This window comes from Streptomyces sp. CA-142005 (assembly GCF_050942335.1).
Classification (GTDB): Bacteria; Actinomycetota; Actinomycetes; order Streptomycetales; family Streptomycetaceae; genus Streptomyces.
In genome coordinates, this window is sequence record NZ_CP192078.1 from 5,022,814 (window position 1) to 5,043,020 (window position 20,207).

General features: G+C 72.2%; 23 protein-coding genes and 1 tRNA gene. 18 read left to right on the top strand and 6 right to left on the bottom strand.

Annotation, left to right across the window (positions count from 1 at the left end; genetic code table 11):
* Positions 1–277: 277 nt before the first annotated feature.
* From ACQPXS_RS23595 to ACQPXS_RS23610, 4 genes are read right to left on the bottom strand one after another with little or no spacing between them, the layout of a single operon-like run.
* Positions 278–2,041 carry a copper resistance protein CopC gene (locus ACQPXS_RS23595; RefSeq protein ID WP_433451251.1) on the bottom strand — a complete coding sequence of 588 codons (1,764 nt, stop codon included), beginning with the start codon at positions 2,039–2,041 and terminating at the stop codon, positions 278–280.
* A 26-nt stretch (positions 2,042–2,067) separates the two neighbouring features.
* Entirely contained in the window at positions 2,068–2,382 is a 315-nt protein-coding gene (locus ACQPXS_RS23600) for a hypothetical protein (RefSeq protein ID WP_433451252.1), read from the bottom strand.
* On the bottom strand, positions 2,379–2,975 hold the full coding sequence (locus ACQPXS_RS23605) for a GNAT family N-acetyltransferase (RefSeq protein ID WP_433451253.1): 597 nt from the start codon (positions 2,973–2,975) through the stop codon (positions 2,379–2,381). Before ACQPXS_RS23605 ends, ACQPXS_RS23600 begins: the two co-directional genes overlap by 4 nt.
* A complete protein-coding gene (locus ACQPXS_RS23610) occupies positions 2,972–5,107 on the bottom strand; it encodes a penicillin acylase family protein (RefSeq protein WP_433451254.1) in 2,136 nt (711 codons plus the stop codon). The genes ACQPXS_RS23605 and ACQPXS_RS23610 overlap by 4 nt, the downstream gene beginning before the upstream one ends.
* A 128-nt stretch (positions 5,108–5,235) precedes the next feature.
* Between ACQPXS_RS23610 and ACQPXS_RS23615 the strand changes: the two genes are divergently transcribed.
* The 6 genes from ACQPXS_RS23615 to ACQPXS_RS23640 all read left to right on the top strand — a co-directional run bounded on the left by ACQPXS_RS23615 (position 5,236) and on the right by ACQPXS_RS23640 (position 8,633).
* The gene (locus ACQPXS_RS23615; RefSeq protein ID WP_433451255.1) at positions 5,236–5,838 is read left to right on the top strand and encodes an HhH-GPD-type base excision DNA repair protein; all 603 of its coding nucleotides are present in this window, start codon (positions 5,236–5,238) and stop codon (positions 5,836–5,838) included.
* 195 nt (positions 5,839–6,033) lie between these two features.
* Complete coding sequence (locus ACQPXS_RS23620; RefSeq protein ID WP_433451257.1) at positions 6,034–6,702, top strand: HdeD family acid-resistance protein; 669 nt, start codon at positions 6,034–6,036, stop codon at positions 6,700–6,702.
* A 97-nt stretch (positions 6,703–6,799) separates the two neighbouring features.
* Positions 6,800–7,120 (top strand): hypothetical protein, encoded by a 321-nt coding sequence (locus ACQPXS_RS23625; protein ID WP_433451258.1) that lies wholly within the window; start codon positions 6,800–6,802, stop codon positions 7,118–7,120.
* Positions 7,121–7,193: 73 nt separating this feature from the next.
* Positions 7,194–7,322, top strand: coding sequence for a hypothetical protein (locus ACQPXS_RS23630; RefSeq protein ID WP_351802684.1), 129 nt, complete (start codon positions 7,194–7,196; stop codon positions 7,320–7,322).
* A 281-nt stretch (positions 7,323–7,603) separates the two neighbouring features.
* Positions 7,604–7,900, top strand: coding sequence for a type II toxin-antitoxin system VapB family antitoxin (locus tag ACQPXS_RS23635; protein ID WP_004943146.1), 297 nt, complete (start codon positions 7,604–7,606; stop codon positions 7,898–7,900).
* Positions 7,901–8,003: 103 nt separating this feature from the next.
* A complete protein-coding gene (locus tag ACQPXS_RS23640; protein WP_433451259.1) occupies positions 8,004–8,633 on the top strand; it encodes a LytR C-terminal domain-containing protein in 630 nt (209 codons plus the stop codon).
* A gap of 43 nt (positions 8,634–8,676) precedes the next feature.
* Here the strand turns inward: ACQPXS_RS23640 and upp are convergent, their stop codons facing one another.
* A complete protein-coding gene (gene upp, locus ACQPXS_RS23645) occupies positions 8,677–9,312 on the bottom strand; it encodes a uracil phosphoribosyltransferase (RefSeq protein WP_351802688.1) in 636 nt (211 codons plus the stop codon).
* A 553-nt stretch (positions 9,313–9,865) separates the two neighbouring features.
* Between upp and ACQPXS_RS23650 the strand changes: the two genes are divergently transcribed.
* From ACQPXS_RS23650 to ACQPXS_RS23685, 8 genes are all read left to right on the top strand, one after another.
* Positions 9,866–10,402: a hypothetical protein gene (locus ACQPXS_RS23650; protein WP_356301262.1), complete on the top strand. Its 537-nt coding sequence runs from the start codon at positions 9,866–9,868 to the stop codon at positions 10,400–10,402.
* A gap of 56 nt (positions 10,403–10,458) precedes the next feature.
* A complete protein-coding gene (gene tadA, locus ACQPXS_RS23655; protein WP_356301068.1) occupies positions 10,459–10,890 on the top strand; it encodes a tRNA adenosine(34) deaminase TadA in 432 nt (143 codons plus the stop codon).
* A gap of 45 nt (positions 10,891–10,935) precedes the next feature.
* Positions 10,936–11,020: transfer RNA gene (locus ACQPXS_RS23660), tRNA-Ser, on the top strand.
* Positions 11,021–11,182: 162 nt separating this feature from the next.
* Positions 11,183–11,362 carry a hypothetical protein gene (locus ACQPXS_RS23665; RefSeq protein WP_351802692.1) on the top strand — a complete coding sequence of 60 codons (180 nt, stop codon included), beginning with the start codon at positions 11,183–11,185 and terminating at the stop codon, positions 11,360–11,362.
* Positions 11,363–11,372: 10 nt separating this feature from the next.
* On the top strand, positions 11,373–11,666 hold the full coding sequence (locus ACQPXS_RS23670) for a Dabb family protein (RefSeq protein WP_351802694.1): 294 nt from the start codon (positions 11,373–11,375) through the stop codon (positions 11,664–11,666).
* 174 nt (positions 11,667–11,840) lie between these two features.
* The gene (locus ACQPXS_RS23675) at positions 11,841–12,746 is read left to right on the top strand and encodes an RNA polymerase sigma factor SigF (RefSeq protein WP_351803192.1); all 906 of its coding nucleotides are present in this window, start codon (positions 11,841–11,843) and stop codon (positions 12,744–12,746) included.
* 326 nt (positions 12,747–13,072) lie between these two features.
* The gene (locus ACQPXS_RS23680) at positions 13,073–14,011 is read left to right on the top strand and encodes an RNA polymerase sigma factor SigF (protein ID WP_356301064.1); all 939 of its coding nucleotides are present in this window, start codon (positions 13,073–13,075) and stop codon (positions 14,009–14,011) included.
* 191 nt (positions 14,012–14,202) lie between these two features.
* Positions 14,203–14,967, top strand: a complete 765-nt coding sequence (locus tag ACQPXS_RS23685; protein WP_433451260.1) for a hypothetical protein — start codon at positions 14,203–14,205, stop codon at positions 14,965–14,967.
* Positions 14,968–15,013: 46 nt separating this feature from the next.
* Here the strand turns inward: ACQPXS_RS23685 and ACQPXS_RS23690 are convergent, their stop codons facing one another.
* On the bottom strand, positions 15,014–15,211 hold the full coding sequence (locus tag ACQPXS_RS23690; protein ID WP_153540132.1) for a hypothetical protein: 198 nt from the start codon (positions 15,209–15,211) through the stop codon (positions 15,014–15,016).
* 205 nt (positions 15,212–15,416) lie between these two features.
* Here ACQPXS_RS23690 and ACQPXS_RS23695 point away from each other — a divergent pair, with 205 nt between their 5' ends.
* From ACQPXS_RS23695 to ACQPXS_RS23710, 4 genes are all read left to right on the top strand, one after another.
* Entirely contained in the window at positions 15,417–15,932 is a 516-nt protein-coding gene (locus tag ACQPXS_RS23695; protein WP_433451261.1) for a MarR family winged helix-turn-helix transcriptional regulator, read from the top strand.
* 13 nt (positions 15,933–15,945) lie between these two features.
* On the top strand, positions 15,946–18,504 hold the full coding sequence (locus ACQPXS_RS23700) for an MFS transporter (RefSeq protein WP_433451262.1): 2,559 nt from the start codon (positions 15,946–15,948) through the stop codon (positions 18,502–18,504).
* Positions 18,505–18,598: 94 nt separating this feature from the next.
* Positions 18,599–19,420, top strand: a complete 822-nt coding sequence (locus ACQPXS_RS23705; protein ID WP_351802704.1) for a YceI family protein — start codon at positions 18,599–18,601, stop codon at positions 19,418–19,420.
* Between the two features lie 49 nt (positions 19,421–19,469).
* Positions 19,470–19,940: a PPOX class F420-dependent oxidoreductase gene (locus tag ACQPXS_RS23710; RefSeq protein WP_433451263.1), complete on the top strand. Its 471-nt coding sequence runs from the start codon at positions 19,470–19,472 to the stop codon at positions 19,938–19,940.
* The last annotated feature ends 267 nt before the right edge of the window (positions 19,941–20,207 follow it).

Sequence of the window (20,207 nt, forward strand, 5' to 3'; positions counted from 1 at the left end):
GACGAGACCTTGCCGCACGAAGACGCACAGGAGCCCGCCCGGGGCACACGTGCGGCGCGGCCCGAGGCGGCCTAGCCACGCGGCAGGCGAACGGCCCTGTACGCACTCCCGGCCAGGCGCCGACAGACGTGCCTCCGGCAGGGCTGACCAGGCGGAACGAGGGCCCCGACCAGATTCTGGTCGGGTCCCTCGCCGTGTCGTCGCCGCGGTTCTGGTCGCGGTTCGACGCAGGCCGAGCGGTGGCCCTCCCGGCCCTACGGGGCCCGGCGCGTCCTGCCTACCGTGTCACCCGCACCGGTGCCGACACCGTCACCTGGTCCAGTTCCGACACCCGGACCGTCGCCCTCATCGTCCAGGTGCCCGGGAGGGGGAGGTCGAAGGAGTCGCCGGACCAGTAGCCGCCGCGGTCGGTGACGCGGGTGTCGAGGGGGCCCAGGTGCCGGGCGGGCAGGGTGAGGGTGACCCGGAGTTCGGGGACCGTGGACAGGCCGCCGTCGGGGCCGTAGACCACCGCCTGGACGGAGGTGCGGCCGACGCGGCCCGGGTCCAGGGTGATCTGCACCTTGCCGTGGCCGCCGGGGGTGCCGACGTCGAAGGGGATCGTGGTGACGGAGGCCGTCGGGATGCCGGTCTCCGGTGTCCCCGCCGGCGCCGCCCCGGTGGCCGCGCGCCCGGGAACCGTGCTGGTCAGCAGGGTCGTCAGGGCCAGCACCAGCACGCCGACGGCCGCCTCCGCCAGCACCGAGCGGCGCAGGGTGTGGAAGGGCGGGGGTGGCGGCGGCGTGGGCCGTTCCGGGGGCGGTGGGAGTGGGGGGACCGTGGCCGGTTCGGGTACGCGGGCGACGGCGACCCGGGATTCTCGGGTCAGGCGGGTCGTCCAGGCGCGGGAGCAGGCCGCCGCCAGGAGGAGCGCGGTGACCGCCGCGAGTTTGGCCAGCAGGGTGCGGCCGTACGTCGTGTCCGTGAGCGCCTGCCAGGAGCCGAGGCCCCGCCAGGACTGGTAGACGCCGGTCACGACCAGGACCGTCACCGAGGCGAAGGCCAGGCGGGAGAAGCGGGCCAGGGTGGTGAGGGAGGTACGCGGCAGCGTGCGCAGGAGGGCCGCCAGGCCGCCCAGCCAGGTCCCCATGGCCAGCAGGTGGAGCGTGCCGGCGGTGATGGCCAGGGGGACCTGGATGCCCGCCGAGGCGTGGTCGGCCGCGGTCCAGGTCAGGGCGAGCGGGAGGGAGACGGCCCCGGCCACGGCGAGCGTCGTACGGCGCGGGAGCCTTCTGCGGCGGGCCCGCAGGAGCGCGACGGCGGCCGCCGCGAGGAGGAGCAGGGCCAGGCGCGCGAGCAGGAGGGCGCCGGGGCGGGTCGTGGCCGGGTGGGTCAGGGAGCGCAGGGAGAGGGCGGGTGCTGTGCCCTCCTCGTAGGGGGTGCGCAGGAGGTACAGGGCGGCCGTCGTGGCGAGGAGGGTCCAGGCGGCGGCCAGGGCGGGGACGCGCAGCGGGGCCGCCGTGGGCGGGCGGCAGTACGCCACGAACGCCGCCGTGCCGAGCAGGAGGGCCAGGCAGAGGTAGGCGAGGTAGCGGGCGATGTTGTAGAGGGCCGCCGTGGCGGGGTTCTCCGGGTCGGCGGGGGCCGGGCTCGCGGCGGTCGCCGTGCGGGTGCCGACCGAGAAGGTGAGCGCGCCGGACACCGGGTGGCTGTCCGCGGACACCACGCGCCAGGCGACCGTGTAGGTGCCGGTGGCGAGCTTGCCGGGCAGGGCGACGCGGGCCGTGTCCGAGCGGCCGGGTGCGTGCTCGGCGGGCCCGGTGCGCAGCTGGTGGTTGGTGGGGTCGTAGACGCGGAAGGTGTCGGTGAGCAGGCCGACCGATTCGGTGAACGTCAGCGTGATGTGCCGGGGGGCCGTGCGCAGCAGGGTCCCGTCGGCGGGGTCGGTCGTGCGCAGGGCCGCGTGGGCGGACGCGGGGGCCGCCGTGCCGAGCAACAGGAGGAAGAGGCCCGCACAGAGCAGGGTCAGCCGCCTGGACCGGCGGTGTCGGTCGCGCTGCACCTCGTCCCCTCCCTTGCCCGCGTTCCCTAACGTACGGACAGACCGGCCGCCTTGCTCACCGGGTCGGCCAAGCCGGCGGCGTACGGGCGCGGGACAGGCGGCTCGATGGAGGCGATGTGGGTGAGGGTGCCGCCACCGCGGGCCCGCATATGCGCGGCGGTGGCCTGGGGGCAGGCGAAGACGCTGGTGAGGCCGGTGCCGACGACCGTGCGCCACTCAGCCGCCGTCATGCCGGGCAGGCTGGATCGGCTGGACTCCCAGGTGCGCCGGAACAGGCCGCCCTCGCTGGTGATGGGTTCGGGGCCGTAGTGCGCGATCAGGTCCTCGGGGGTCGTCGTCACCCGGGGAAGGCCACCTCCCGGTCCAGGAAGGCCAGTTGGGCGTGCTTCTCGGGCAGGTACACATCGGGGAGGTCCACCTCGGGCAGGACGACCGCCGGGCCGCGCACGAAGCCCTGGCGTTCGAAGCGGGCGATCGCCTTGGTGTTGCGTACGTCCGGGTCGGCCACGAGCCGGCGCCGGTCCAGGGCCCGCAGCGCGTACGTCGTCATCACGGTCAGCAGCGCCGAAGTCCAGCCGGGGCGCGGGCCGTCGGGACCGGCCGGGCCGAGAAGGACGTGGACGCCGAGGTCGCCGGGGCGGACGCCGTAGCACGCGCCGACCCGGTCCGCGGCCGGCTCGTACGTCTGGAACAGGGCCGCCGGCGCGCCGTCCTTGGTGACGAGGTGGGCGTGGTGGGTGTCGAGGCCGGCCATGTGGGCGTAGATCTCGGCGACCTGGTCGCGGGTGAGGCCGTTCATGCCCCAGAAGACCGCGCGTTCCTCGCTCACCCAGCGGTGGATCACGTCCGCGTCGGACGCGGGGTCGAGGGGGCGGATGCGGACGGCGCCGAAGCCGACGACGTGCTGCTCGTACGGGGCGGTGGGCTCGGTCATCGGGTCTCCTCGGCGGGTTCCGAGGTCAGCAGGGTCCAGTCGGTGACGACGGGGACCAGTTCTCCCTTGAGCCACAAGGGGAGTTGGTCGCGGTGGTGGGCTGCGCCGGGGACGCCGTCGGCGCCGAAGGGGACCACCCAGCGGCTGTCCGCGCGGTCGGCGAGGTCCCAGACGTAACGGGCGGCCGGGCCGCGGGCCGCACGGTCGGTGAGACCGGGGACGGCGGAGGTGCACAGCACGCAGTCGTGGTCCCCGGCGAGTCCGGGTTCGGGGTCCTGTCGTGTTTCCGGGTACGGCAGTGCGCGCCAGGGGGCGAGGCGGTGGGTGTCGGACCAGGTGCCGGACCGGGGCTGGGCGGCCACCTCCTCCAGGGCCGCGCGGACGGCGGCCGGGCGGTCGATGCCGTACAACTCCTCGGCGCGCAGCAGGTGTTCGAGGGCGTAGCCGATGCGCGGGACGAGGGCCAGCCAGGGGAGCAGGACCTCCGGGCAGGCCGGGGGCTCGGCGAGCGGGGCGAACACCGGGTGGGCGGCGAGGTGGCGTACGACCGCGCCGCGCACCGCCGCGTGGGCGGCCGCGTCGGTGCTGTCGGCGTCCATGCGGCGGTTCCAGGCGAGCAGGCGGTCGCGCAGCCGGGCCGCGGCGGGGGTGAGGCCGTCGAGGGCGGCGAGGTGGTCCAGGAGCGGGGCGGCGGAGGCGAGGTGGGTGTCGGTGTGGATCACCGGCATGCCGTCGGCGGTCCAGGTGCGGCGCGTGTCGAGGAGGGTGCGGATGCGGTCGGCGCGGTGCGGCGGGGCGAATTCGACGCCGAGTGGGGTGGCGAGGCCGCGCTGGTTGGCCATCACCGCGATGCCGTCTTCGAGGGGGGCGTACGGGGTTTCCTGCCAGCCGTGCCAGTCGTGGCCGGGCTGCCAGGCGGGGACCGGGTGGAGGCGGTTGGCCGCCGCGCGGACCGGTACGCGGCCGGCGACGCGGTGGAGCGTGCCGCCGCCGGTGTCGGCGGCCTGTACGACGTTGACCGGCTCGGCCCAGGCGTCCAGGGCCCGGTCGACGTCCTGGACCGTGCGGGCCCTGAGGAGGGGGAGGAGGGCGCTGAAGCCGAGATCTTCCGTGACACGGGGTGGGTAACGCAGCGCCAGGGCGGTGTCCTCACCGGCACCAGGACCGCTTTCGTCGTCATCTGCGGAAGCCGTGATGCGCCCCTGAAGGCCCTCCGGCCCCCCGGCGATCACCGGGCCCCGCGCCGTCTCGATCACCTCGATCTCGACCGGCGGCTCTCCCGCGATCCGTACCGTCTCCGTGTGCCGGGCGGCCCGGTGCCAGTGGCCGTCCGGGCCGAGGGCCTGGACGCCGGCGCCGGTGCGGCGCAGGCGTTCGCGGTACAGGTCCTGGTAGTCGGCCATGGCGTTGGTGATGGCCCAGGCGACCGTGCCGGTGTGGCCGAAGTGGGCGATGCCGGGGACGCCCGGCACGGCCAGGCCGACGACGTCGAACTCGGGGCAGGCGAGGTGGATCTGCTGGTAGACGCCGGGGTCCTCGATGAAGCGGTGCGGGTCGCCGGCGATCAGGGCGTGCCCGGTGGCGGTACGGGCGCCGGAGACGAGCCAGCCGTTGCTGCCCGCGGTGCCGGGGCCGTCCGTGGCGAACAGGCCGACGGCGTCGGGACCGAGGTGCCGTATCGCCCGCTCGCGCCAGAGCTTGGCCGGGAAGCCGGCGAACAGCAGGTGGGTGGCGAGCCAGACGCCGAGCGGGGTCCACGGCTGCCAGGGGGCGGGGGTGAGGCCGGTGCGGGTGAATTCGGGCGCCCGGCGGGCACCGGCCGGCAGGCCCTCGTTGACGCCGTCGGTGTACGCCCGGACCCAGTCGGCCGTCTCCGGGTCCCGGCGTTCCAGCGCGGCGAAGCAGCGGCGGGCCGTGTCGTCGAGGCGGGCCCGGCGGGCGAGGACGTCCCAGGAGAGGGCTCCGGCGCCGAGGAAGGCGGCCGAGGTGCCCTGGGAGCGGTGGCGTTCGACCTCCAGCTGCCAGGCTCGGTCCAGCGCGCTCACCCGGCCCTGGGCGCGGGCCAGTTCGAGGGTGCTGGAGGCCCGTAGATGGGGGATGCCCCAGGCGTCGCGGTACGTCTCGATGGTCACCCGGAAGCCCTCTTCTGCTTTAGGTTAGCCTTGCCTAACTTCTCCGTGAAGGGATCGTACGCGAGAGACGGAGCGGCTGTCGGGCCACCCCGGCTGCGCCGCGCGCGTCGGCGCGCCACCATCGACGCATGGACGTCACCCTGCACCTCGCCCAGGACCCCGACGCCGACGCGTTGCTCGGGCGGTCCGCGCTCGCCGCGCTCACCGGCATGCTGCTCGACCAACAGGTCCCGATGGAATGGGCGTTCAAGGGACCCCGGACCATCGCCGACCGGCTCGGCGTCGGAGCGGCCGGAGATCTCGACGCGCACGACATCGCCGCGATGGACCCGGAGACCTTCGCCGCGCTGCTCGCCGAGAAGCCGGCCGTGCACCGCTACCCGGGCTCGATGGCCAAGCGCATCCAGCAGCTGTGCCAGTACCTCGTCGAGCACTACGACGGGGACGCGGAGGGGGTCTGGCGGGATGTGCCGACCGGTGCCGAGCTGCTGAAGCGGCTGGAGGACCTGCCCGGGTTCGGCAAGCAGAAGGCGCAGATCTTCCTCGCGCTGCTCGGCAAGCAGCTCGGCGTCGCGCCGAAGGGCTGGCGGGAGGCCGCGGGGGCGTACGGCGAACGCGAGTCCTTCCGGTCCGTCGCCGACATCACCGGGCCGGAGTCGCTGGCCAAGGTCCGCGCGCACAAGCAGGAGATGAAGGCGGCGGCGAAGGCCTCCGGCAAGTCGGGGCGATAGGCGTCGGGGCGGGTTCGGCCGGTTGTCGGCTGCGGGTGCGCGGTGGGCCGGTCGCGCCCACGCGGCGGAGCCGCATGTCGATACCGCCCCGCGCCCCTCGGCCGGACCGGTCGCCCCACGTGAAAGGGCGCCTGGACATCACTCGACCGGCCCTCCCCGATGGCCGGTCCGCCTCCGCCGTTCACAGCATGAACCATGACCGAGGCACCGAACACCGGTCCGGAGTGGGGCCGTGAGTACGACGACCGGAACGTGCACGCGACCGCGCCGCCGGGCGACCGGCGGGAACCCGAGCCGCCGTTCGAGGGTCCCCTGCACGCCCTGTCCCAGGCCGCCTGGCAGGTGGTCCTGGTCACCGGGATCGCCTCGCTGATCCTCGGTGTCCTGGTGCTCGTCTGGCCCGGCCACTCCCTGCTCGTCGCCGGCGTCCTCTTCGGCGTCTACCTCGTGATCAGCGGCATCTTCCAGGTGGTCTCCGCGTTCGGCACGCACAAGACGACCTCCCTGCGCGTGCTGGCCTTCATCAGCGGCGCCCTGTCGATCCTGCTCGGCCTGCTCTGCTTCCGCGGGCCCATGCAGTCGATCCTGCTGCTCGCCCTGTGGATCGGCATCGGCTGGCTGATCCGCGGGATCACCCAGACCATCGCCGCCGCGCAGGACTCCCGGATGCCCGGCCGGGCCTGGCAGATCTGCCTGGGGGTGCTCACCTTCATCGCCGGGATCGTGCTCATCGACTCGCCGTTCCGCTCGGTCGCCGTGCTGACCGTCGTCGCCGGCATCTGGCTGCTCGTCGTGGGACTCGCGGAGATCGTCACCGCGTTCGGCATCCGCGGCCGGGCCAAGGCGATCCCGCGGACGCTGTGAACACCGGCGTCAACCACCATGCCCCCGCCTACGCCGAGCGGGCGGATCTCGGCCCCGGCGTGCTGCACACCCCCCACGCCCCGGGGACACACCCGACGTGAGCAGGACCGCGAGCGTCCCCCGCAGCCGAACCTGGCTGCGGGTGCTCGTGCTGCTCCTCGCCCTGTGGGTGCCCGTCGCCCATGCGCAGGCCCAGGCGGGCCACGTGCCGGGCACCCCCGCCGAGGCCTTCGAGCACGACGTCCTCGACACGGTCCTACGGCCGCCCGCCCCCGCCGTCCACCGGGCCGACGGACCCGAGCGGCCCGCACCCCTCCCCGGCCGGGCGCCCGGCCGGGCGGCGGCACGGACCCGCCCCGGCACACCGCGGGCGCCGTACGCCCCGCCCCTGCTCCGCACGGTGGTCCTGCGCTGCTGACCGACCGCGTCCCCGCGAAAGGCGGGCCACCGGCCAGTCAGACACGAGACCAGACGCAAGGAGCAGCACAGTCATGCCCATGGATCCCTACGCCGTCCTGCGCGCCCTGCTGCGCGCGGAGGCCCGGCGGTCGACGGCGCCCAAGCCGGAGCAGAAGCACAAGGACGAACCGCAGCGGCCGCCCGAGGAACGCAACCGCTGAACCGGCACCGGCGGGGGCGGGCCACCGCCTCCGCCGGGCGGTGCCGACGTGCGTACGGCGGTCTCCCGGCCGCCGTACGGGGGAAATCCGCCGTGCCGGAATCCGCTCGGCGATCGGCAGGAGGGGCTTGGTCCCGGTCTCGCCGCCACTGGTCTCGGCCACCTGTTCGCAGGAGCTGTTTCCTGGTAACAGCACCTATGACCCATTTGCGGCATCTTTTCAAGCGCCGCACTCCGCCGCCATGGCTGCGCCCGGAACGTCTTGACCGGTAGGCTTTCCGTGTGATCTTCAAGCGCATCGGAAACGGCCGGCCGTACCCCGACCACGGCCGGGAAAGCACCCGGCAGTGGGCGGACGTCGCGCCGCGCCCGGTCCGCCTCGATCAGCTCGTGACCACCAAGCAGCAGCTCGACCTGGAGACCCTGCTGGCGGAGGACTCGACGTTCTACGGCGACCTCTTCGCGCACGTCGTGAAGTGGCAGGGCGACCTCTATCTGGAGGACGGGCTGCACCGCGCGGTCCGCGCCGCCCTCCAGCAGCGCCAGGTGCTGCACGCACGGGTGCTCGAACTCGACTGACCGGCGCGACACCGTCCTGCCCCTTGACCCTTTCGGGTTCCCCTGAGCGGCATCGACTGATCATCTAATAGGCAGCGCCGCCCGGGCGCACTACGCTGCGCCCATGAGCATGCTCACTCCCCCTGGCATGGGCGGCAAGTACCGGATCACGGGGGACAAATACCCTCGGATGCGTCCGCCGCGCCGACGCGCCAGGCTCGTGGCCGCCGTGGTGGCGTCCGTCGCCGTGCTCGGCCTGATCGGCTGGGGCACCCTGCAGCTCATCGACGTCTTCACCGGCGGCAAGAAGGCATCGGCGGCCGGTCCGAAGACCGACTGCCACCCCAAGGCGGACACGGCCGCACAGGTGAAGGCCCTGCCGAAGCCGGGCCAGATCACCGTGAACGTCTACAACGCCACCGAGCGCACCGGCCTCGCCAAGACCACCGCCGACGAGCTGAAGAAGCGCGGCTTCAAGATCGGTGACGTGGGCAACGCGCCCGGGGAGTTCGACAAGAAGGTCAAGAGCGCCGGGATACTGCTCGGACCGGCCGCCGCCCGGAACACCTCGCTGCAGGTGCTGGCGACCCAGCTGGCCGGCGCCGAACAGCGCACCGATACCCGCAAGGGCGCCGACCTCGACCTCATCCTGGGGGACGGCTTCAAGGGTCTGGACAAGCCGGCGGCCGCGGAGCAGGCGCTGACCAGGCTGAGCGCACCCGCACCGAAGGCCTCTACGAAGAAGAGCTGCTGAGAGGCGCCCCGTCAGGGGCGCCGGGCCGTAGCGACGTGCGGCTCTACTCGGCCGCCCCGTAGAGCCGGTCTCCCGCGTCCCCGAGTCCCGGCACGATGTACCCGTGCTCGTTGAGGTGGTCGTCCACGGCCGCGGTGACCACGGTCACCGGCGTCCCCGCCAGCTCCCGCTCCATGACCTCGACGCCCTCGGGAGCGGCGAGCAGGACGACCGCCGTCACATCGTCCGCACCGCGCTTGATCAGCTCCCGGATCGCCGCGACCAGCGTGCCGCCCGTGGCCAGCATCGGGTCCAGGACGTACACCTGGCGGCCCGAGAGGTCCTCCGGCATGCGCGAGGCGTAGGTGGAGGCCTGCAGCGTCTCCTCGTTGCGGATCATGCCCAGGAAGCCCACCTCGGCGGTCGGCAGCAGCCGGACCATGCCGTCCAGCATGCCGAGGCCGGCGCGCAGGATCGGCACGACCAGCGGGCGCGGGCGGGCGAGCTTGACGCCGGTCGTCTCGGCGACCGGGGTCCGGATGTCGACGGCTTCGGTGCGCACGTCCCGCGTGGCCTCGTAGGCGAGCAGGGTGACCAGTTCGTCGGCGAGCCGGCGGAAGGTCGCGGAGTCGGTGCGCTGGTCGCGCAGCGTGGTGAGCTTGTGGGCGACCAGGGGGTGGTCGACGACATGGAGACGCATGCCCCTAACGGTACCCGCGCCGAGGCCGCCGCCCGTCCCGGCGTACCCGCGGCCGGACCCCCGGCGGAACCCCCGGCCGCCACCCCTCCGGCCCTGGCGTCGACGCGGCCGTCCGAGGGAAAGTGGGAGGGACGGAACTGGGTTGGTGTGACGCGTGAGCCCGCGGTGCGCGGTGCCGCCGTACCGGAGCCGGACGCCCCGCCGCGCCACGCGAGGCGCATTGCGGACACTCCGCTGGTAGACCGATTGCGGGAGGGACACGCTTGGGAATCCTCGTGGGAATCCGCTGGGACAAGACCCGGTAAGCAAGTTCAGGCTGAGGAAGATCCGCGCACACACCGGTGTTTGCAAGGCGGGCGTGCGTGAGCGGCTGGAAAAGCCGCGTACGATCCGCAGGTGGCTGCAAGACACAGGGCGCCGAAGACGTCCCCTGAACGCCTTGTTTCTGCCACGATTCCGAGTGGGTGGGGCTCGGAGCCCAGCTCTCTCCGCCCACGTACCTCCGCCGGGGGGACCCCCAACCGGCACGCCTATGACCAGTGGGAGAGTCACGGTGTACTTCGCCGCACTGCTCGCGCGCACCGAAGACGGGTGGGAAGCGAGCGACACAGAGCTCGACGATGTGGAGACCCTGTCGGATCTTGCCGACCTGGCCCGTGAAGCCTCTCCCGAGGAGGACACGGTGCTCGTGCTGATCGAGCAGGAGGACTCCTGGTTCGGCGTCGTCCGCGTGGACGGCGAGGACGACCCTCGCATCTACGTCTCGGACGCGGCCGCCGCCCAGCGCAGCGCGTACGGCGAGCTGCTGCTCACCGACGAGCTGCTCGGCCGCGAGCCGGGTGCCGACGACGGCCCCGACCTGGACTCCCTCGACCTCGACGGCACGGAGGACGGCGAGTCCGAGTCCGACGAGGACGACGAGGAGGGCGCCGCCGCCGACGCCGTTCCGCACAGCCCGGTGGGCGACAGCCAGATCCTCGACGACCTGGGCATCAGCGAGAAGGAGCTGCGCTCGCTGGACGCCGAGGACGCGCTGGGCACGATCGCCGAGGCCCTGGGCGCCTCGGAGGTGCTGGAGACCGTCCGCTGACCGCCCGGAACCCGGCCGCCGCACCGGACCCGGTACGCGACCGCTGGCGGGCCGCGATGCGACTCGCCCTGGCCGAGGCCGAACGGGCCGGCCGGGGCGGGGACGTCCCCGTCGGCGCCGTCGTACTGTCCCCGGACGGTACGACGGTGCTCGCCGTCGGGCACAACGAGCGCGAGGCCACCGGCGATCCCACGGCCCACGCGGAGGTCCTCGCGATCCGGCGGGCCGCCGCCCTGCTCGGGGAGTGGCGGCTGGCCGACTGCACGCTCGTGGTCACCCTGGAGCCGTGCACGATGTGCGCGGGCGCGATCGTCCAGTCCCGCGTCGACCGGGTCGTCTACGGCGCCCGGGACGAGAAGGCGGGCGCGGCGGGCTCGCTGTGGGACGTGATCCGCGACCGGCGGCTCAATCACCGTCCGGAGGTCGTCGAGGGCGTCCTCGCGACGGAGTGCGCCCGCGTCCTCACCGAGTTTTTCCGGGACCGCTGAATACCGATTTCTGACCACGCCGTCCTGTGCTGTAAGGTCTCCCTCGGTAGCGTGTCCGAGCGGCCGAAGGAGCTCGCCTCGAAAGCGAGTGTGGCGCAAGTCACCGAGGGTTCAAATCCCTCCGCTACCGCTCGAAGAAGGGCCCCGTCGAGAGACGGGGCCCTTCGTGCGTCGAGAGGATGGGACGCAAAAGACCTCGGGTGGCGGCCCGTTGGTCCTTGAAAAGAGCGCGAAGGTTACACTCGCGCCCGGCAACAGGGGCTCGCAAGGCGCACGCACAGGGGAGGCCGCGGTGGCGGTGAACGCCAAGAAGATCGCCGTATACGTGCTCGTGGTCTTCGCGCTGTACGTGATCATCACGGACCCGGCCAAGGCGGCCGACTACGTCCAGATAGGCTTCGAGGGCATATCGGACGCGGCCAAGGCCATCGGCACCTTCATGACCTGGCTCGCCAACGGAGCAAAGAGCTGAGGTACATCCCATGATCCGTCACCTGGTCCTCTTCAAGCTCAACGAGGGCGTCGAGCGCGACGATCCGCGGGTCGTGGCGGGCGTGGAGGCCTTCAAGGCCCTCGGCGGGCAGATCGAGGAGCTGCGCTTCTGGGAGTGCGCCTGGAACATCACCGACCGGCCGATCGCCTACGACTTCGCGATCAACTCGGCGGTCGAGGACACCGACGCCCTCAAGCGCTACCTGGAGCACCCGGCCCATCAGGCGGGGGTCGCGCTGTGGCGCGAGTTCGCCACGTGGGTGATCGCCGACTACGAATTCTGACCACTTCCACCCGCGAGCCCCCCGCCGGAACGGCTGGGGGCTTTCGTGCGTCTTACTCCCCAACTTGGTGGAGTTTGAACACAACACGGGGTTATGCGGTGCTTGCACACAGTGCACATGTCTTGTGATGCTATGACCGCTTTTGACCGATGATTGAGCGATGAAGAGGTGGCGTTGACCGTGTCGGCCAGTACTGCGCCGCCCCAGGAGGAGGCACCCGCCCCCGCCTCCTCCTGCGCCTCCGCCCCCTCCTCCGACGACCCCTCCGCCGCCCCCGCTCCCTCCTCCGACCCCGCCCCCGTCCCCCCCGAGAAACGGCGCGGTTCCGACACCCGCGCCCTCACCCAGGTCCTCTTCGCCGAGCTGAAGGACCTCACGCCGGGTACGCCGGAGCACCACCGGGTGCGGGGGGCGCTGATCGAGGCGAACCTCCCGCTCGTGCGCTACGCCGCCGCCCGCTTCCGCTCCCGCAACGAGCCCATGGAGGACGTGGTCCAGGTCGGCACCATCGGCCTGATCAACGCCATCGACCGGTTCGACCCGGACCGGGGCGTGCAGTTCCCCACCTTCGCCATGCCGACCGTGGTCGGCGAGATCAAGCGGTACTTCCGGGACAACGTCCGCACGGTCCACGTACCCCGCCGGCTGCACGAGCTGTGGGTGCAGGTCAACAGCGCCACCGAGGACCTCACCACGCTCTTCGGGCGCTCGCCCACCACCGCCGAGATCGCCGAGCGGCTCAGGATCAGCGAGGAGGAGGTGCTGAGCTGCATCGAGGCGGGCCGCTCGTACCACGCCACCTCGCTGGAGGCCGCGCAGGAGGGCGACGGGCTGCCCGGCCTGCTGGACCGGATCGGCTACGAGGACCCGGCCCTGGACGGCGTGGAACACCGCGACCTGGTCCGCCACCTCCTCGTCCAACTACCGGAACGCGAACAGCGAATCCTTCTCCTGCGCTACTACAGCAATCTCACCCAGTCGCAGATCAGCGCGGAACTCGGCGTCTCCCAGATGCACGTCTCCCGCCTCCTCGCCCGCAGCTTCCAGCGACTGCGCTCGGCGAATCGCATCGACGCGTAGAAGCTCCCGGGGCGGAGCACGACAGGCGCACGGAAGCACGTGCGGGATCACCGCCTGCATCGCAAACCCGATCGATGCATCACCATCGAGAGCGAATCGCTCACCAGTGCAGATGCCGACAGTTGGACCCTTATAAAGCGTCAGACCCCGCCTTTCCAGGGCTGATTCACTTCTCACATGTCGACATGTCACTACAGCGTGTTGCCGACATGTGACATTCTGCGGGAGACGCGTTTGCCGGGCCTTCGGCGCCGGTATTCAGGTGAAGGCTGCGTTGCTCGCAAGACAGCGCCGCCACGACCGTCCCGCGACCCAAAGGGGGTGGCATGTCCGCAGACCAGGGCAGCTCGAAGGTGCTGACGCCCGCGACCAGCGAGGCAGCGCCCAAGGAGCTCGACGCACTCGACGTCCTCGACGGCATCGAGGGCGTCACGGCCCTCGCCGCCGTGCCGTCCCCGACCGCCCCGGCGGCCGCAGACCTCCCGGCCCCGCCGGCCTCCGGGGACATCGACACCCGGACCCTGTCCCGCTCCCTGTTCCTGCGGCTCGCCGCGCTCGGCGAGGACAGCCCCGAGCGGGCCTACGTCCGGGACACCCTGATCGAGCTGAACCTGCCGCTGGTCCGCTACGCGGCGGCGCGCTTCCGCTCGCGCAACGAGCCGATGGAGGACATCGTCCAGGTCGGCACCATCGGCCTGATCAAGGCGATCGACCGCTTCGACTGCGAACGGGGCGTGGAGTTCCCGACGTTCGCCATGCCGACGGTGGTCGGCGAGATCAAGCGCTTCTTCCGGGACACGTCCTGGTCGGTGCGCGTCCCGCGCCGCCTCCAGGAGCTGCGTCTGGCCCTCACCAAGGCCAGCGACGAGCTGTCCCAGAAGCTGGACCGCTCCCCGACGGTGACCGAGCTGGCCGCCGTGCTCGGCGTCTCCGAGGAGGACGTGGTCGACGGCCTCGCGGTCGGCAACGCCTACACCGCCTCCTCGCTGGACTCCCCGGCCCCCGAGGACGACGGCGGCGAGGGCTCGCTCGCCGACCGGCTCGGCTACGAGGACACGGCCCTGGAGGGCGTGGAGTACCGCGAGTCCCTCAAGCCCCTGCTGGCCAAGCTCCCGCCCCGGGAGCGCCGGATCATCATGCTCCGCTTCTTCGCCAACATGACCCAGTCCCAGATCGGCGAGGAGGTCGGCATCTCCCAGATGCACGTCTCGCGCCTGCTGACCCGGACGCTGGCGCAGCTGCGGGAGGGGCTGATCTCCGACTAGCGCTGCGCGGGTGGTGGCGAGTGGGGAAGTGCCGGGATCTGCCGTCTTTCGTCTGCGGCATCGTCGAGGCCGGTCGCGCAGTTCCCCGCGCTCCGCGGGCGCGTAGCCCCCACCGCAACCCCATGCGCGGGACCTGACCGTGTGCCGCCTCAGGGGTTCCCATCTGACGACACGTCAGCCACCATGGCCCGATGCTGCGAGCGACAGGGCCCGCGTGGGCGACATGGACACGTGGCCGCCGAGACGCCGTTACGGCAGCGTCGGCGGCCGTCGTCGTCCTGGGCGGGGTACTGGCCGCGTGCGGGGGCGACGGTCCGGGCGGGGGTTACGTCGCGGTCGGCTCGGGGCAGAGCGGGCCGGGCTCGGTCACTCCGACGGGATCCGTGACGCTGGTGCCGCTCGACGGAGGCAGGAGCACGAGCGGGAAGAGGAGCGGCCGTAACTCCCCTGGCGGTGCGCCGGCTTCCGGCGATACCGCCGCCTCGGGCAGCCCGGACACTCCGGAGCGGACCGCCACCGGTCCCGGCGGTGACGGCTCCCCCGCCACCCCCGGTCCGACCGGCACGGACAGTCGTACGACACCGCCCGCCACCTCGCCCGCCCCGGCGCCCAGGCCCACGTCCGGCAACGGCAACGGCAAGACCCCCACCCCCGCCGATCTCACCTGGGGCGACCCCACGACACGGCCGGCGGACCGGCGCTGGTGTCAGAAGGTGACCGTCGGGTTCGACAACTCCGGAGGTACGGCGGTGCGGGCGGGCTCGGTGACCTTCGGGACGCACGTCATCGGCGCGCTCGGTATCGACTGGGGGACGGTCGGCTCGACGGTGGACCTCCCGGTGCCGATCGCGCCGGGCGCGCACGAGGACCACACCTGGACGGTGTGCGTCGACGCCTGGCGCGTGCCGCTCGGCATGCACATCGAGACGCGGGACGTGTCCGTCCAGTGGAAGTGATCGCCGGAAGCCGGCCCTGCTTCGGCCGGTTCTCCTTCAGGCGGTCCTACTTCATCGCCAGCCAGGCGACGCCGGCCACCACGGCGATGGCGACGATGACACCGATGATCAGGCCGATCCGGGGGCCGGAGGGGGCCGCGGCCTGCTGCTGGCGGCCCTGAGGGGCCTCGTCGACGAACGCGCGGAACATCTGGGTGCTGCCGGCGGGGTCGTAATTGCCCTGGGGGCCCTGGGTGTTAGCCATGGCCCGAGACCTTAGCGAAGACGGGCCGGGCCGCCCAAGTGGGGGGCCACCGGGACAGAGGGGGGCACCTCACCCGCACCGACCTGCATATTTACGACTGCAATACTTGCCTTTGCCAAGTTTTTGCGTGGCTGGATCCCCGTTTATTTGCCTGCAGCAACCAAACAGGGCTATGGTTGCCTCAAGCAACGATACGGGAGGTGTGATGGCCGGGCAGGCGCAGTTTGAAGAGCTGGCGCGTCAGCTCAGTGCCGTCGGAGCCGTGAAACGGGACCTGGGGCGGATCCTGCCGCCCGACTGTCCGGCCGGCTCGGCCGCCGTGCTGACCCTGCTCGGCCGCCACGGAGACATGCGCATGAGCAAGCTCGCCGAGCTGCTCGCCGTGGACATGTCGGTCACCAGCCGGCATGTCGCGCACGTCGCCGCGCGCGGCTGGATCGAGCGGCACCCGGACCCCGCGGACAAGCGCTCGCGCATCCTGCGGCTGACACCCGCGGGCCTGGAAGAGCTCCACGAGCTGTCCCGGCGGACCACGCATCTGCTCGCCGAGCGGCTCGCCGACTGGACCGACGACGAGGTCGGCCAGCTGATCCGGCTGATGACCCGGCTGCGCGCGTCCTTCGGCGACTGCCGGTCCGCCCCGGTCCGGATCCCCGCGGCCGTGGCCCGGACGAGCACTCCCGTAGTCGAAGAGACCACCCGTACACCCGCAAGCACGTAAGAAAAGGAAGCCCATGGCAACGACCACACCAGCCGGTGTGCGGGCTCACGCCAAGCACGGGGAAGGCACAGGCCACGCCCCGATGACGCACCGGCAGATCATGGAGGCCCTGTCCGGGCTGCTGCTCGGCATGTTCGTGGCGATCCTGTCGTCCACGATCGTCTCCAACGCCCTGCCGCACATCATCGGGGACCTCGGCGGCGGCCAGTCCGCCTACACCTGGGTGGTCACCGCCGCCCTGCTGTCGATGACCGCGGCCACTCCCCTGTGGGGCAAGCTCGCCGACCTGTACAGCAAGAAGGCTCTCGTCCAGATAGCCCTCGTCATCTACGTCGTCGCCTCGATGGCGGCCGGCCTGTCGCAGAACCCGGGCATGCTGATCGCCTGCCGTGTCGTGCAGGGCATCGGCGTCGGCGGTCTGTCCGCCCTGGCGCAGATCGTCATGGCGGCGATGATCTCCCCGCGTGAGCGCGGCCGTTACTCCGGCTACCTGGGTGCCACCTTCGCCGTCGCCACCGTCGGCGGCCCGCTGCTCGGCGGTGTCATCACCGACACCTCCTGGCTGGGCTGGCGCTGGTGCTTCTACGTCGGTGTCCCCTTCGCCGTGATCGCGCTGATCGTGCTGCAGAAGACCCTGCACCTGCCCGTGGTCAAGCGCGAGGTCAAGGTCGACTGGGCCGGAGCGACCTTCATCTCCGCCGCCGTCTCCCTGCTGCTGGTCTGGGTCACCTTCGCCGGTGACAAGTACGACTGGGTGTCCTGGCAGACGTACGCGATGGTCGGCGGTTCGATCGTGCTCGGCGCGATCTTCGTGCTCATCGAGTCCAAGGCGAGCGAGCCGATCATCCCGCTGCGCCTGTTCAAGAACCGCACGATCACACTGGCCTCGCTGGCCTCGCTGTTCGTCGGTATCGCGATGTTCACCGGCACGGTGTTCTTCAGCCAGTACTTCCAGCTCGCCCGCGACAAGTCCCCGACGATGTCCGGCGTCCTGACCATCCCGATGATCGGCGGTCTGTTCGTCTCCTCGACCGTCTCGGGTCAGTTCATCACCCGCACCGGCCGCTGGAAGGCCTGGCTGGTCAGCGGTGGCGTCCTGGTGACGGCGGGCCTGCTGCTGCTCGGCGGCATCCGGTACGACACCGACTACTGGAAGATGGCCATCTTCATGGCCCTGCTGGGTCTCGGCATCGGCATGATGATGCAGAACCTGGTGCTCGCCACGCAGAACCAGGTGGCGCCCTCCGACCTCGGCTCGGCCAGCTCCACGGTCACCTTCTTCCGCTCCCTCGGCGGTGCGGTCGGCGTCTCCGCGCTGGGTGCGGTGATGTCCCGCCGGATCACGCACTACGTCCAGGACGGCGTCTCCGCCCTGAGCCCCAAGTACCAGGCCGCCCTGGCCGGCAGCTCCGGCTCCACCGACAGCATCCCGGACATGAACAAGCTCCCGGCGCCCATCCGGACGCTGCTGGAGAGCGCCTACGGCCACGGCATCGCGGATGTCTTCTTCATCGCCGGCTGCCTCGCCGCCGTCGCGTTCCTGATCACGCTGTTCATCAAGGAGGTCCCGCTGAAGACCAAGGGCGCGCTCGCGCAGGCCGCCGAGGGCCAGGCTCCGGCCGAGGTCCCGGCCTCCGTCGCGGAGGCCGCCACGGAGGCCGCCGCCGAGGCTCCGGCCCGGGAACGGGTGCCCAGCTGGGCCGAGCCCGTCGTCGCGGCGGACCGCTTCCAGGGCGCGCCGGCCACCGCGACCGCCACCCGGCAGATGACCGCCGTCGCCACCGTCGCCGAGCCCGGCACCGGCGCGGGCGGCGGCACCCCGGTCCACGGCTTCGTCCGCGGCGCCGAGAGCGCCCCGGTCCCGCAGGCCGCGGTCACCCTGATCTCGCTGTCCGGCCGCCAGCTGGGCCGCGCGGTCGCCCAGGCCGACGGCTCCTACTCCGTCGACGCCCCGGGCACGGGGTCGTACGTCCTGATCGCCTCCGCCGACGGCTACCAGCCGCAGGCCTCCACCGTCGTGGTGGGCGAGGAACCGCTGGCGTACGACATCCTGCTCAGCGGCACCAGCGGGCTGACCGGTGTGGTCCGGGCCGCCGGGAGCGCGCTGCCGGTCAAGGACGCGATGGTGATCGTCACCGACGTGCGCGGTGATCTGCTGGCCACCGCCGCCACCGGGGAGCAGGGCGACTTCGCCCTCACCGACCTGGTGCCGGGCACGGTCACCCTGGCCGTCAACGCGAGCGGGTTCCGGCCGCGCGCCCTGCCGGTCGAGATCGGCGCCACCGGGGTCACCCGGGTCGAGATCGACCTGGACGCCGGCGCCCGCCTCCAGGGTGTCGTCAAGGCTCCGCACGGTCCGCTGGCCGACGCCCGCGTGACGCTCGTCGACCAGGCGGGCAACGTGGTCGGCACCGCCACCACCGGCACGGACGGCGCGTACGCCTTCACCGACCTGGACAGCGGCGAGTACACCGTCATCGCGACGGGTTACCCGCCGGTGGCGACGGCCCTGACCGTCGCCGGCACCGGGGTCGACGGCCACCAGATCGAACTCGCCCACCCCGGCGAGTAGTTCACTCGCGGCCCGTGGCACACATACCGTCGTGTGTGCGCCACGGGCCGGTTTCATACGACCAATTTGTAAGGCTTTGCAGGGAGAAAACGGGATGGGACTGACCGCGAAGATCCGCACGCGGGACGGGTGGGCCGTGTCGCACGCGGTCGTCACGGTGACCGACATGACCGGTACGCAGGTGCTGCGCGCCGAGGCGGACGCCGAGGGAGCCGTACGGGATGCCACCGAGCTGGCGCCGGGGGCGTACACGGTGATCGTGACGGCCGTCGGATACGCGCCCGCGGCCTCCTCCGCGATCGTCACCGCCAGCGGCCGGGCCGAGGTCGGCACGGTCACGCTGGCCCGGCAGGGCGGCACCGAGCTGCCGCCGCCCGGGCCCTGGACCATCGACCCGGTGCACTCCTCCGTCGCCGCGGTCGCCCAGCACCTGGGGATCTCCAGCGTGCACGGGCGGTTCACCGAGTTCGGCGGCACGATCGAGATCGCACCGGACGACGTCACCAAGTCCCGCGTGGAGGCGGTGATCAAGGCCGCGTCCATCGACACGGGCAACGGCATGCGCGACGGGCATCTGAAGTCCGCGGACTTCCTCGACGTCGAGCAGCATCCGCAGATCACCTACCGCTCGACCGGTCTGACCCAGGCCGGCTCCGACCGCTGGACCGTGCACGGCGAGCTGTCCATGCACGGGGTCGTACGACCGGTGGACCTGGACCTCGCCTACCTCGGCACCGGCGCCGACCCCTGGGGCGGCACGCGGGCCGCGTTCCGGGCGACGGCCGAACTGCGCCGCGAGGACTTCGCGATGAACTACAACCAGGTCCTCCAGGCGGGTATCGCCGCGGTCGGTACGACGCTGAAGGTGGAGCTGGACATCCAGGCGGTCCAGGGCGACTCGCTGCCCCAGGCGTAGGCACAGCAGGGTCAGCCACGGGGGCGCGCACTGCCCCTAGGCTGCCCCCATGGCACCGAACATCGCTACCAACACCCGCGTATCGCTGGATGAGCTGCTGGACTTCGTACGACCCCGTCACCGGGCCCTGCTGATCACCCGCCGCGCCGACGGCGGACCGCAGGCCTCCCCGCTGACCTGCGGGGTCGACGACTCGGGGCGGATCGTCGTCTCCACCTACCCCGAGCGCGCCAAGACCCGCAACGCCAAGCGGGATCCGCAGGTCAGCGTGCTCGTCCTGAGCGACGACTGGGACGGCCCCTGGGTCCAGATCGACGGCACGGCCGAGGTCATCGACGCACCCGACTCGGTGGAACCCCTGGTCGAGTACTACCGCAACATCGCCGGCGAACACCCCGACTGGGACGAGTACCGGGAGGCGATGGTCAAGCAGGGCAAGTCCATCATCCGGGTGACACCCGAACGGTGGGGACCGGTGGCGACCGGGGGGTTTCCGGCACGGCTGGCCGAGGACCGGTAGACGCCGCTCAACCCCACTCGACGGACGGAGTCCGGCGCAGCGCCTCGAAGCCTGCGAAGCAGTGCGAGAGGCGCAGACAAGAGGGGCCCGGGAGGCGATGGTCAAGCAGGGCAAGTCCATCATCCGGGTGACACCCGAACGGTGGGGACCGGTGGCGACCGGGGGGTTTCCGGCACGGCTGGCCGAGGAACGGTAGACACCGGAGGTGTGCGGGCCAGCGGCGACCGGGGCGTTTCCGGCGCGGCTGGCCGAGGACCGACCGGAGCC